The organism is Thauera sedimentorum, from assembly GCF_014489115.1.
Classification (GTDB): Bacteria; Pseudomonadota; Gammaproteobacteria; order Burkholderiales; family Rhodocyclaceae; genus Pseudothauera; species Pseudothauera sedimentorum.
The window spans coordinates 620,779-633,950 of sequence record NZ_JACTAH010000001.1; the positions used below are offsets into that span (position 1 = coordinate 620,779).

At 66.1% G+C, this 13,172-nt stretch carries 10 protein-coding genes and 1 pseudogene; 8 read left to right on the top strand and 3 right to left on the bottom strand.

The window, feature by feature from the left end:
* Positions 1–3: 3 nt before the first annotated feature.
* Positions 4–1,092, bottom strand: coding sequence for an efflux RND transporter periplasmic adaptor subunit (locus tag IAI53_RS02795; protein WP_187716626.1), 1,089 nt, complete (start codon positions 1,090–1,092; stop codon positions 4–6).
* Positions 1,093–1,486: 394 nt separating this feature from the next.
* Between IAI53_RS02795 and IAI53_RS02800 the strand changes: the two genes are divergently transcribed.
* Positions 1,487–2,122, top strand: coding sequence for a nitroreductase family protein (locus tag IAI53_RS02800; RefSeq protein ID WP_222948143.1), 636 nt, complete (start codon positions 1,487–1,489; stop codon positions 2,120–2,122).
* 12 nt (positions 2,123–2,134) lie between these two features.
* The gene (locus tag IAI53_RS02805; protein ID WP_222948144.1) at positions 2,135–3,109 is read left to right on the top strand and encodes a DMT family transporter; all 975 of its coding nucleotides are present in this window, start codon (positions 2,135–2,137) and stop codon (positions 3,107–3,109) included.
* Here the strand turns inward: IAI53_RS02805 and IAI53_RS02810 are convergent.
* On the bottom strand, positions 3,066–3,983 hold the full coding sequence (locus IAI53_RS02810) for a LysR family transcriptional regulator (RefSeq protein ID WP_349771907.1): 918 nt from the start codon (positions 3,981–3,983) through the stop codon (positions 3,066–3,068). The genes IAI53_RS02805 and IAI53_RS02810 overlap by 44 nt on opposite strands.
* A gap of 120 nt (positions 3,984–4,103) precedes the next feature.
* Between IAI53_RS02810 and IAI53_RS18555 the strand changes: the two are divergent.
* Positions 4,104–4,246 (top strand): annotated as a pseudogene (locus tag IAI53_RS18555) (transposase); the annotation flags it as partial.
* A 105-nt stretch (positions 4,247–4,351) separates the two neighbouring features.
* Here IAI53_RS18555 and IAI53_RS02815 read toward each other — a convergent pair.
* Complete coding sequence (locus IAI53_RS02815; protein ID WP_187716627.1) at positions 4,352–5,254, bottom strand: LysR family transcriptional regulator; 903 nt, start codon at positions 5,252–5,254, stop codon at positions 4,352–4,354.
* A gap of 179 nt (positions 5,255–5,433) precedes the next feature.
* Here IAI53_RS02815 and IAI53_RS02820 point away from each other — a divergent pair, with 179 nt between their 5' ends.
* The 5 genes from IAI53_RS02820 (at position 5,434) to IAI53_RS02840 (ending at position 13,162) form a co-directional block, all read left to right on the top strand.
* The gene (locus IAI53_RS02820) at positions 5,434–7,119 is read left to right on the top strand and encodes a DUF1302 domain-containing protein (RefSeq protein WP_187716628.1); all 1,686 of its coding nucleotides are present in this window, start codon (positions 5,434–5,436) and stop codon (positions 7,117–7,119) included.
* A gap of 39 nt (positions 7,120–7,158) precedes the next feature.
* Complete coding sequence (locus IAI53_RS02825; protein ID WP_187716629.1) at positions 7,159–8,511, top strand: DUF1329 domain-containing protein; 1,353 nt, start codon at positions 7,159–7,161, stop codon at positions 8,509–8,511.
* Positions 8,512–8,765: 254 nt separating this feature from the next.
* Positions 8,766–9,716: a WD40/YVTN/BNR-like repeat-containing protein gene (locus IAI53_RS02830; RefSeq protein ID WP_349771882.1), complete on the top strand. Its 951-nt coding sequence runs from the start codon at positions 8,766–8,768 to the stop codon at positions 9,714–9,716.
* Entirely contained in the window at positions 9,713–12,115 is a 2,403-nt protein-coding gene (locus tag IAI53_RS02835; RefSeq protein WP_187716631.1) for an efflux RND transporter permease subunit, read from the top strand. Before IAI53_RS02830 ends, IAI53_RS02835 begins: the two co-directional genes overlap by 4 nt.
* A 15-nt stretch (positions 12,116–12,130) precedes the next feature.
* Positions 12,131–13,162 (top strand): universal stress protein, encoded by a 1,032-nt coding sequence (locus IAI53_RS02840; RefSeq protein ID WP_187716632.1) that lies wholly within the window; start codon positions 12,131–12,133, stop codon positions 13,160–13,162.
* The last annotated feature ends 10 nt before the right edge of the window (positions 13,163–13,172 follow it).

Here is a 13,172-nt window from a genome sequence, read left to right on the forward strand (position 1 = left end):
GCTTCAGCCGCCGGGCGTGCTGACTTCGAGGCCGTCGCGCAGGGCCTCGTTGCCGCGGGTCACGATGCGCTCGCCGCCGTCGAGTCCTTCGGTGACGAAGACCCTGTCGCCGGCCGATCCGCCGACCCGCACGAGCTGCTCGCGCACCCGGTGGCGCCCGTCGTCACCGAGCGCCTCGGCCACCCACACGGTGACGCGGCCGTCGGGGTAGCGGTTGATCGCGTCGCGCACCACCGACAGCGCCTGTCCTTCGCGGATCAGGCGAAGGCTGGCCGACACCGCCATGCCGGGCACGAGCGGCGCGCCTTCCGGCGGCAGGGCGCGCAGCAGGAAGGTGCGCGCCTGTGCGTCGGTGACCGGCAGCCAGGTTTCGATGGCGGCGGACTGCCGCCCGGCGCCCGGCACCTCGATGGCCAGGGTCGTGTCCGCGCCGAGCAGGGCGAAGGCCTGCTGCGGCACCTGGAAGTCCACCAGCAGATCGGCAGTATCCACCAGGGTAAAGACTGCGTCGCCCGGCTCGACCCACTGCCCGGCATCCGCGGCACGTGCGCTGACGACGGCGTCGAAGGGCGCGTGCAGGGCATGGCGGCGCAGGCGGGCGGCCTGCAGGCGCTCGGCCGCGCGGGCGCGCACCAGGGCGGCCTCGGCAATGCCCACCTCGCTGGCCCGGCGCGCCTGCTCGGTGGCCGGGATCACCCGTCCGCCGCCCACGCTGTGGGCCTGCGCCAGCAGGCGCTGGGCCTCGGCCAGGCGCTTCTCCGCTTCACGCACTTCCGCGCTGGTACGGTCGTGCTCCAGGCGCGCAAGCTCGTCATCCAGCCGCAACAGCAGATCGCCGCGCGCCACCCGGCTGCCGACGTCCACCGCGCGCTCGCGCACCAGCCCGCCTATCGACACCGATACGTCGACATTGCGCCGGGCGGTCACCGTGCCGTTCAGGGCGATCTCCTCGACCAGCGGGCCGCGTTCCACTTCTCCCAAGACCACGTGCGGCGACTGCGCGCTGGCGGTTGCGGCGATCAGGGCGAAGGCCCACAAGCTGATGTGCCGGCCGATGGCCAGCGGCCATCGCGCATCCGGTCGCACGGTCATGCATCTCTCCCAGTCTGCCCTGCGGGTGTTATCGAGAATCGTTATTAACATCCGCAGTGAGTACCGGTCAAACGCGGTGGCGCTTTTGCCGGCGGTCTGCGCCTCGAAGACCTGCGGATGTGCTCAGGGTCGGACGGGCACGGCGGTGCCGAGTTCCTGGGCGGTGCCGGCTGCCTGCCGAGGACGAACTGCGTGGGGGAGTGCTGCGGGTGGGCGTTTCGCTGAACAGCCTGCGGTGAGGCCGCCAGCAGAGTTTATTGATTAGTTTGCGCGAACAGTGTGGTTCCCATATCCAAGATTATCTATTTAGTGGTGTTCTATAAGCTGACCTCACTGCCTGATTCGACCCCTGCGGTCGTACCGGGTCCGCCGAATCACGCTTGGAGGACAGCTCATGAACGCACCCGACAGAATCCAGATGCCGATGCCCGAGGCGGCGCAAGTGCGCCAGCCGGGCTACCCGATCGAGCCCTTGTTCGTGAAGCGCTGGTCGCCGCGCGCTTTCGATGCCTCGAGCATGGCGCGGGACGACCTGATGCGCATGCTGGAGGCTGCGCGCTGGGCGGCTTCGGCCTATAACCTTCAGCCCTGGCGATTCGTCTATGCGCTGAGGAGCGATCCGGTTTGGCCGCAGTGGCTGGATCTGCTCGACCCCTTCAATGCCGCCTGGGCCAAGGACGCATCGGCGCTCGTGTTCCTGTTCTCCGACCGCCTCATGCCGGCGCGCGAAGGTAGCGCGCGTCAGCGGTCGAGAAGCCATAGTTTCGATGCCGGGGCGGCGTGGGCGCAGTTGTCGTTGCAGGCGACCGCCATGGGCTATCAGGCGCACGCGATGGGCGGGATCGACGTCGAAGCGGTCCGCCAGGCGCTGGCCGCGCCCGAGCACTTTCATGTCGAGATCGGCATTGCGATCGGCCGCCAGGCGCTGCCGGTGCGCCTGCCCCCGGCGCTGCGCGAGCGCGAGCTGCCCAGTGATCGACTGCCGCTGCCGCAGCTGGCATTCGACACGTCATTTCCGCGCGGCGCTTGAGGGAGGCCGGTCATGCATACGATGTCGGACATCCCGGCCACGGGGCGGTGGACCGCCGTGGCGCAGTCGCCTTCGGCGCTCCTGATCGTCACCGGAACCCTGATCGGCCTGAACTTTCCGCTCGGCAAACTGGGCGGCGAGGCCGGTGTCTCGCCGGCCATGTGGGCCTTGCTGATTTCCTTTGGGGCGGCGGCGGCCCTGCTGCCCGTCATGTGGCTGCGGGGTCACCTGCGCTGGCCATCGCCGCGAATCCTCCGGTACTCGGTGATCTCGTCGCTGGTGTCCTTCGTCGGCCCCAACCTGCTGCTCTTCACCGTGATACCGCACGCAGGTGCCGGCTACACCGGGCTGATGTTTGCGCTCTCACCGGTTGTTACCGTACTGCTCGCCGGCCTGTGCCGCCTGCGCACGCCGGGCGTGCTGGGCTTGCTCGGCATTGCGGTGGGCCTGATTGGCGCGGTGCTGGTCAGTGTCAGCCGGGGTGTCGATCCGGCCGGCCCCCCGGTGCAATGGTTGCTGCTTGCGCTGTTGATCCCGCTCAGCCTGGCCTCCGGGAACGTGTATCGCACGCTGGACTGGCCGCCGGATGCGGCACCGAACGTATTGGCCTTCTGGGGACAGGTTTGCTCAAGCGTGGTGTTCGTGTCTGTACTGATGGCGACCGAAGGACGTATCCCGGTCGCCGACGTGGTGCCGGCCGGGTCTGCCGCCGTTGTTCAGATGGTCGTGGCGGCCATGACTTTTCCGGTGGTCTTTCGTCTCCAGCGGCGCGGCGGGCCGGTGTTGTTCAGCCAGGTCGGGTATGTTGCGGCTGCGGTCGGGCTGATCGTGGCCACGCTCGCGCTTGGCGAGCGCTATGCGCCGCTGACCTGGGTGGGCGCCGGGGTTATCGGTGCGGGCATCGGCATTACGGTGCTGGCGCAATGGAAGGAAGGACGCGTACTCAGGGCTCCCAATACGGTGGGTCCTGGATCTGTTCGGTCATGAATTCGACGAAGGCGCGAATCTTCGGTGACAGGTGCTTGCGTTGCGGGTAGACCGCATATATGGATATCTCCATTGCCGCGTAGTCGGTCAGCACCGCCTTGAGCCGGCCCGCGCGGATGTCGGCGCCAACCACGAAGGTGGGGGTGAGCATGACGCCCGCCCCCTGAAGCACGGCCTCGCGCAAGGCGAGGCTGTTGTTCATGCGCAGCCGGTGGGCGAGGCTCACACGGACTAAACCGCCGTCGGGGGCGGTAAAGCGCCATTCGTCCGGTGAATCGTGGTAGCGGAACACAAGGGCGGCATGGCGGGCCAGGTCCTCCGGGGTCTGCGGAACGCCACGGCGCGCAAAGTAGTCGGGCGTGCCACAGACCACATGCCGGCAGGGGCCAAGGCGACGCGCCACCAGCGACGAATCGGGCAAGTCGCCGATGCGGATGGCCAGGTCGAAGCCTTCTTCCACCAGGTCCACCTTGCGGTCATCGAGCACCATGTCGACCGTCAGTTCCGGATAGCGCAACTGGAAAGCCGACAGTTTCGGCGCGATGTGAAGGATGCCGAACGACATCGGGCTGCTGATGCGCAGTTCGCCCCGCGGCGTGCCCTGCAGACGCGAGACCTCGGCCTCTGCCTCTTCGATCTCCAGCAAGCCACGCTGACTGCGCTCGAAGAATGCGCGCCCGACCTCCGTGAGACTCAGGCGGCGCGTGGTGCGATTGAGCAGGCGCGCGCCGAGACGATCCTCCAAACGGGTGACGTACTTGCTCACCACGGATTTGGACAGGTCGAGCTTGTCGGCGGCGGCGGTAAAACTGCCGCTGTTGACCACCTGAACGAACACGGCGACATCGTTGAGGGCGTCGATGGTGCTCCAGATTGGTGTTTATATGCGAACAATAGTAGTGCTTTTTCTGGAATTGTGACTTCGTGTGAGGGTGACGTGCTCCGGACTTCATAGGTACCTTCTCCCTCACAACGAGTCTTCATGGAGGTCGTGATGGAAACGAAGAAGGCGCAGCCGCGCTTTACCGAAGAGTTCAAGTTCAAAGCGGTCAAGCAGGTGACCGAACGGGGGCATGCGGTCGCTGAAGTGGTGTGTGCCTCGGTGTAAGCGCCCATAGCCTTTACACCGGGATCAAGCGCTATCCTGTTCCTGCACAGCTGCGCGCTCAGTACGACAGCAGGCTGAAAAGATCTGGCGCCTGACAGCCGAACTGCGGCGCGCGGCCTCCGCCCCGCAAGTCGTCAGCTTCCTGGAAACAACGCCCTGTTCGCCTCGACCGTCTGCCGAAACGCGGCAACGATAGGTGAGGTGTCGTCGCGGCGGTAGATGCAGCACAGGTCGACGGAACTGCCCGCGGGGGTGTCGGTGAGCGGTCGGTACACCACGCCGGGCAGTTGCAGGGTGGTCGCCGATTCCGGTACCAGGCAGACACCGAATCCCGCTGCCACCAGCGCGACGCCGGTGACGGCATCGCCGACTTCCTGGGAGATGTGCGGTTCGAAGCCGCTGTCCGTGCACAGCCCGATCACCTTGTCCATGAAGTTGGGCCGTGCGCCGGTGGGGAAGAGCACCATCGGCTGCCCCTCCAGTTCGCGGAAGGGGATGGATTCGCGCTGTGCCAGGGGGTTGCTGGTGGGGACGGCCAGCAGCAGGCGCTCGACCATGACCGGCTGGACGTCGATGTCGTCCTGCGGCGCCAGCATGCGGTTGAAGCCGACCGAGATGCGGCGCTGGCGCAGCGCTTCGATCTGCTCGGCCTTGGTCATCGTGTGCAGCACCACCTTGACCTCCGGGTAGTTGCTGCGGAAGGCGAGCAGCACCTTGGGGATGGCATCGAGGATGGCCGAGCCGAAGATCGCCACATCGAGCCGCCCGAGCTTGCCCTGGCCGGCACGCTGGGTGCGCTCGGTGGCCTGTTCCACCACCGAACGGATATTGCGCGCTTCTTCCAGAAACAGCTGGCCCGCTTCGGTGAGTTCCACGCCGCGCGGCGTGCGGTTGAACAGACGTGCGCCGAGTTCTTCTTCCAGTTGCTGGATCTGGCGGGTGAGCGGGGGTTGCGAGATGTGCAGCCGGGCCGCCGCACGGCCGATGTTCAGCTCCTCGGCGACGGCGATGAAATAGCGCAGATGGCGGAGATCCATGGCGTACTCCTGTGGCGGTGGTTTGCGGTGAAGCATACCTCAAAGGTATCGAGTGGCGTCTTCAATGGTATTGGACGGTAAGGATGCGGCTGGATAAGGTTCGCCCACGCCCCCCGGTCAGTGCGTTGTGCAGGGGGAGACAACAAAACGAAACCGCATCCAGGAATGAGGAGGAAGACATGGATCAAGGATCCCTTTGCCGCGTGGGAGCAGAGGTGCCGAAGCGTTGGCGGCTTGCCGGCGTGCTCGCACTGTCCTGCGTCGGGCTGTCGGCGCCGGGTGTCGCGAGCGCGTTCCAGATCGACACGGACAACCCGGACCTGCGCATCACCTGGGACAACACCTTCAAGTACAGCGCCGCCTGGCGCGTGCGCAAGGTCGACAGCGCCGTGGCCGACAACTCGATCGGTCCGCAGGCGAACACCAACGACGGCGACCTCAACTTTGGCCGCGGGCTGATCTCGAACCGGCTCGACCTGCTGTCCGAACTCGATGTCCGCTACAAGCGTGACTACGGCTTCCGTATCAGCGGGGCGGCGTGGTACGACGACGTCTACAACCGCTCGAACGACAACCCGGGTGCGCTTGGCGGCGCGTTGCTGAACCACCGTTCCACCGACTACGACGAATTCACCCGCGACACCGAGAAGCTGCACGGCCGCAAGGCGGAGTTTCTCGATGCCTTTGTTTACGGCAACTTCGCCCCGGGCGGCAAACGCCTGAACGTGAAGGCAGGCCGCTTCACCCAGCTCTATGGCGAGAGCCTGTTCTTCGGCAGCAACGGTATTGCCGGTGCGCAGACGCCCCTGGACCTTGCGCGCGCACTGTCGGTGCCGAACTCGCAGTTCAAGGAAGTTGCGCGCCCGGTCGGTCAGGTGTCGGCGCAGTTGCAACTCAGCCCGGACGTGACGATCGGCGCGTACTACCAGGTTGAATGGCGCAAGTCCCGTCTGCCGGCAGCCGGCAGCTACTTCAGCTTTGCGGACTTCGTCGATGATGGCGGCGAGACGCTGATTCTCGGACCCGGGGCGGTCGCGTTCCGTGGCAAGGACCTGGAGGCCAAGAACTCCGGTCAGGGTGGTGTTCAGGTTCGCTTCAAGAGCGAGGATGCCGAGTTTGGCCTCTACGCCGCGCAGTACCACGACAAGATGCCGCAGTTCTACGCGCGTCCCGGTGTCAATGTGCGCCCGGGCAGCGTCGGCGACTACGTACAGGTGTTTGCCGAGAACATCCGCACGGTCGGCGCCAGCGTGAGCACGCTGATAGGCGAGACCAACGTGGCGGCCGAACTTTCCTTCCGCGACAACATGCCTTTGGTGGCCAGCGGTAATGCCGTGATCACCGGCGCCTCGTCCGATGGCGACGACAACGCGGCGTTTCCCAAGGGGCGCACGCTGCACCTGAACCTGTCGGCGATCAGTGTGCTTGGTGCCAGTCCGCTGTGGGACGGTGCCTCGTTCATCGGCGAGTTCGCCTACAACCGCCGCCTCAAGGTTACCGACAACCGCGACCAGCTCGACCCGCTGGCGACGCGCGACGCCGGGGCCATCCAGTTTGTGTTCACGCCGGAGTACTTCCAGGTCATGCCGGGTGTCGACCTGCAGGTGCCGATTGGCCTGTCCTACGGCCTGTTCGGGCGCTCTTCGGTCAATGGCGCGCTGTTTCCGGCGCACCACGGCGGCAACTTCAGCATTGGCGTGAAAGCGGACTACCAGAAGACCTGGCAGGCCAGTCTGAACTTCACCCACTACTTTGGCTCGGCCGGGGCGGTGGTCAAGTACGGCACCGCGGTGCCCGAGCTGTCCTACGACAACTTCCACCGCGATCGCGACTTCGTCTCGCTGTCCATCCAGCGCACCTTCTGACGCAGCCGACCGTTCGCGAAAAAGAAAGAGGAGACACCCATGTACAAGCAATCGATTCTGCTGACGGCAATGCTCACCGCGCTTGCCGGCAGTGCCAGTGTTTTCGCCGCCGTGACCGCCGAAGAGGCGGCCGCGCTCAAGACCACGCTCACCCCGCTGGGTGGGGAGCGCGCCGGGAACAAGGACGGCAGCATTCCGGCCTGGGATGGCGGTCTGGTGAAGCCGGTGCAGGGCAAGAAGATGGGCGACATCCCGCTCGAAGTCTTCGCCGGCGACAAAGTGAGCTACCAGGTCACCGCCAAGAACATGGGCGAACATGCCGCCCTGCTGTCCGATGGCACCAAGGCGCTGCTGCAGAAGTACCCGGACAGCTTCCGCCTCGACGTCTATCCGACCCGGCGCACCGGTGCCGCACCGCAGAAGGTTTACGACAACGTGGCGAAGAACGCCACGCGCTGCAAGACGACCGACAACGGCTACTCGCTGGAAGGCTGCATCGGCGGCACGCCTTTCCCGATTCCGAAGAGCGGTGTCGAGGTGATGTGGAACTACCTGCTGCGTACCGAGGCGCCGTCCATCGAGTACCGCTTCAAGAACATCGTGGGCAATGCAGACGGCTCGCACACGCTGGCCACCCGCAACGAAATCGCCTTCCAGTATCCGCCGTACTACGCGGACGCCACCCCTGAGAGCTGGTCCGGCGAGTACGCGATCCTGCGTTTCAACACGCTTGAGCCGCCTTTCAAGGCTGGTGAGTCACTGGTGATCCGCGACAGCATCGACCAGAAGAACGCCCGTCAGGCCTGGCAGTACCTGGTCGGCCAGCGCCGTGTGCGCCGCGCGCCGACGGTGGCCTACGACACGCCGGATTTCGTTGCGTCGGGCGCCAACTACTTTGACGAGGTGCAAGGCCTGTTCGGCTCGCTCGACCGTTACGAGTGGAAGCTGGTCGGCAAGCAGGAAATGCTGGTGCCCTACAACACCAACGGCTTCATTGCTGCCCCGGTCAAGGAGGCGCTTGCTGAGCACCACCTCAACCCGGATCACCTGCGCTGGGAGCGTCACCGCGTGTGGGTCGTCGAGGCCACGGTCGCGTCGGGCAAGCGTCACGCCGTGCCCAAGCGCCGCTATTACGTCGATGAGGACACCTGGCTGGTGGTCCTGATGGACGGCTACGATGCCGAAGGCAAACTGTGGCGCACCACCCAGGTCACGCCCTTTGTCGTGCCCTCGATCCCGGCCACGCTGATCAAGACCGCCACCGTGTTCAACCTGCAGGCGAACACAATGAGTGTGATCCAGGCGCTCAATGAGGAGGACTTCCGCGTCGTGGAGCCCAAGCCGGAGACCTACTTCACCGGCGACGCGGTCGCCGCCGAAGCCTCCCGTTAAGCCGCCACCGGCATCCTCTGTTCCCGCTACCGCGCCGGCTTGCAGTACAGCCGGTGCGGCGGGTGGATTCGCGAGTCAAGACGATGGTCATTACAGTTTCCGGCGCGCGGCGGCTCTTCCGGCTCTCCGCGGTTGCTCTCCTCTCCTGCTGTCTCGGCAGCGCCGTCGCGCAGGCCGGAACCCGTCAGGTACCTGATCTTCTCGATTTGCCCGCACGTGTCGATGCGCGGGCGCAGCATGGACTGCAGCTTGCCGTGGCACGGGCCGGCGACCGCCTGGTCGCGGTCGGTGTGCGAGGCAATGTCGTGCTTTCCGACGATGCCGGGCGCAGCTGGCGTCAGGCGCGTTCGGTGCCGGTCAGCGTCGCGCTGACCAGCGTGCACTTCGTATCGGCCAGCGAAGGCTGGGCGGCCGGACACGGGGGCATCGTGCTGCACAGCGCCGATGGCGGCGAAACCTGGAGCCGCCAGCTCGACGGCCGCCAGGCCGCCGCCCTGGTGCTGGACGAAGCGCGTGCCCGGCTCGCTGCCGGTGAAGAGCGTGCGGCGCGGGCGGTGCGCGACGCCGAGCGCATGGTGGAGGAGGGGCCGGACAAGCCGCTGCTCGGCGTGTATTTCGTCGATACGCAACGCGGCTACGTGGTTGGCGCCTACGGTCTGGCCTTTACCACTGCAGACGGCGGCAAGAGCTGGCAGTCGATTACCGGCCTCATCCCGAACCCGCGTGGCAAGCATCTTTACCAAGTGCAGGTCGAGGGCGACGATGTGCTGATCGCCGGCGAGCAGGGCGCGCTGTTCCGCTCCACCGACGGCGGGACACAGTTCGCCGCACTGCAGACGCCGTATGCCGGCACCTTCTTCGGCGCGGTGATGGTCGATCACGAGCGTTTGCTGGCCTTCGGCTTGCGCGGCAACGCCTGGCTGAGCGAGGACGCCGGCCTGAGCTGGAACCAGGTGCCGATTGACCAGGACATCACCCTGACCACCGGCGCCCGCCTGCCCGACGGCAGCGTGGTTCTCGCCGACGAGAGCGGCCGTCTGCTGCGCAGCACCGACGGTGCGCGCAGCTTCCGCGCCCTGCCGCTGCCTGCGGCCACCGGCCTGACCGGCTTTGTGCCGGCCGCCGACGGCGCGCTGGTGGTGGCCGGGGCGCGCGGTCTGGCGCGCGTCGAGCAAAACCGGATTCTTGCGGAAGCCAAGCAATGAGCCTAGCCCATACCCTTCCCGCCGCGCCGGTCTTCGTGCGCGAGTTGCAGGACTTCGACCCCCGATCGGGATCGCTGCTCGAGCGCCTGCTGTTCAACAACCGCGCCGTGGTGCTCATCTTCTGCGTGCTGGCCACCGTGCTGCTGGGCTACCAGGCGCTCGGACTGCGGCTGAATGCCGCGTTCGAGAAGATGATCCCGACCGGGCATCCCTACATCGTCAACTTCCTTGAGCATCGCAGCCAGCTTGCCGGCATGGGCAACAGTTTGCGCATTGCGGTCGAGGCGACCGATGGCGACATCTTCGATGCGGACTACCTCGACACGGTGCGCAAGCTCAGTGACGAGCTCTTCCTGATGCCCGGCGTCGACCGCCCCTACATGAAGTCGCTGTGGGCGCCCGCGGTGCGCTGGACCGGCGTCACCGAAGAAGGCCTCGACGGTGGGCCGGTGATCCCCGACGACTATGACGGCTCGCCGGAAAGCCTAGAGCAGGTGCGCCTGAACGTGGAGCGTTCCGGTGAAATCGGCCAACTGGTCGCTGCCAACTTCAAGTCCAGCATCGTGCTGGTGCCGCTGCAGGACCGCATCGCCGACACCGGCGAGCGCATTGACTACCACGCGCTGTCCATGCGCCTGGAAGAGCTGCGCGCCAGGTACGAGTCCGAAGGTATCCGCATTCACATCACCGGCTTTGCCAAAGTGGTCGGCGACCTGATCGACGGCCTGCAGCAGGTGATGGTGTTCTTCGCCGCCGCGATCGCCATCTGCACCGGCGTGCTGTTCTGGTACACCCGCTGCCTGCGCAGCACGCTGCTGGTGATGCTGTGTTCGCTGACTGCGGTGGTGTGGCTGTTCGGGCTGTTGCCCACGCTCGGCTACGAGCTTGATCCCTATTCGATCCTGGTGCCCTTCGTGGTGTTCGCCATCGGCATGAGCCACGGTGCGCAGAAGATGAACGGCATCATGCAGGACATCGGCCGCGGCACCCACCGGCTGGTGGCGGCGCGCTATACCTTCCGCCGTCTGTTCCTCACCGGCATGATTGCGCTGATCACCGATGCGGTCGGCTTCGCGGTGCTGATGGTGATCGACATTCCGGTCATCCAGGATCTCGCCGTCACCGCCAGCATTGGCGTCGCGGTGCTGATCTTCACCAACCTGATCGTGCTGCCGGTGCTGCTCTCCTACACCGGGGTGAGCGAGGCCGCCGCGCGCCGCAGCCATGAAGCGGAGCGACTGGAGCGGGGCGACACCGAGCACCGGCGCCACCCCTTCTGGGCCTTCCTCGATCTCTTCACCCAGCGCAAATGGGCCACCATCGGCGTTGCCGTGGGTGTGGCGCTCGGCGCGCTGGGCGTGGTCGGAGGCGCACAACTGCGCATCGGCGACACCGACCCCGGTGCGCCCGAGCTGCGTCCGGACTCGCGCTACAACCGCGACAACGCCTTCATCGGCGCCAACTACGCGGCCAGCAGCGATGTGTTCATCGTCATGGTGAAGACGCCGCAGTACGCCTGCGGGCAGTACGACACGCTGATGGCGGTCGATGCGCTCGAACGCGAATTGCAGCAACTGCCGGGCGTGGAAGGCACGAGCTCGCTGGCAGGGCTGGCCAAGGTCGCCAACGCGGGCATGAACGAAGGTAGCCTGAAGTGGTTCGAGATTCCGCGCTCGCAGGACATGCTGAACGCGATCATCACCCGCGCCCCGCGCGAGATGTTCAACCAGGACTGCAACCTGCTGACGGTGTACGCCTACCTGAAGGACCACAAGGCCGACACCCTGGCCAGCGTGGTTGCCACGGTCGAGGCGTTTGCGGCGCAGTACGGTACGGATGACGTGCGCTTCCTCAACGCGGCGGGCAATGCCGGCATCGAGGCGGCGACCAACATCGTCGTCGAGCGCGCCAACACGCAGATGCTTATCTTCGTGTATGCCGCGGTGATCATCCTGGCCTTCGTCAGTTTCCGCTCCTGGCGTGCGGTGGTGTGCGCGGTGGTGCCGCTGATGATCACCTCGGTGCTGTGCCAGGCGCTGATGGTGTGGCTCAACATCGGCGTCAAGGTGGCGACGCTGCCGGTGATCGCGCTCGGCGTGGGCATCGGCGTCGATTACGCGCTGTACGTGATGACCGTGGTGCTCGCACGCATGAAGGACGGCATGAGCCTGTCCGAGGCCTACTACAAGGCGCTGATCTTCACCGGCAAGGTCGTCGTGCTAACCGGCATCACGCTGGGCATCGCGGTGTCCACCTGGGCGTGGTCGCCGATCAAGTTCCAGGCCGACATGGGCATCCTGCTCGCGTTCATGTTCGTCTGGAACATGCTGGGTGCGCTCATCCTGCTGCCGGCCCTCAGCCACTTCCTGCTGCGGCCCACACGTGCCGCCGCGCTCTGAATCGGGGAACAGGACATGTACCGACATTTGCTGGTGCCGCTGGACGGCTCGGAGCTTGCCACGACCCTGGTGAGCGGCGCGCTGGAACTGGCCTGCGTGTGCGGGGCGCGCATCACCTTCTTCACCATGCGCGACGACTACGGTGCGAGCGACGAGGGCGCGCTGGTTCGCGCCATGGCGCCCGACACATTCAACGAGGTGGCCGCTGGACACGCCAACGCGATCATCGCCAAGGCGATCGCGGCGGCTGAGTCTTACGGCGTGCAGTGCGACGGGCTGGTGCGCACCGGCAGTCGCCCGTATGAGCTGATCGTCCAGGTGGCGCGCGAGCGAAGCTGCGACCTGATCTACATGGGGTCGCACGGTCGCCGCGGGCTGCGTGCCCTCCTGCCCGGCTCGCAGACGCAAAAGGTGATCGCGCATGCGAGTGTTCCGGTACTGGTGGCGACCGTCGAGACCAACAGCGTGGGCAATGCCTGCGATGCAGCGATCGCGATCATTCTTGACGAGCACCGTGCGATCGCAGCCGTTTGCAACGGGCTGCGCGGCATGGCCACGCAACTGCGCACCGGTGCTGCGGTTGATCTCGCCTTCCTCGATGCGATGCTGCACTACCTGCGGAACTTTTCGGACGAACTGCATCATCCGAAGGAGGAGCAGTACCTGTTCGCCCGTCTCGCAGGGCGGAGCGTGGAGCTAGACGACGTGCTGGCCGTACTGGCACGCGAACACAGTGACGGCGCGGCTCAGCTCGCGCAGTTGGAGGAGCGCGTCGGACAGTGCCGCGGCGATGCTACCCGCAGGGCTGCGCAGGCACTCGCAGCGGACCTCGATGACTTCGTCGACGCACAATGGCGCCACCTCAGCGCCGAGGAAAAGATCGTGCTACCTGCCGCGCGGCGTCAGCTCAACGAAGTGGATTGGCAGCAGATCGGCGACGCATTCCGTCTCAATGGAGAGCTCTCGCTCGGCGGCGAGCGAGGTGTCGCCTTCGAGCGCCTGTTTGCCCGGTTGATGAACCAGGCGGCCGACGCGGCTTCCTGCTGACTGATGCGTC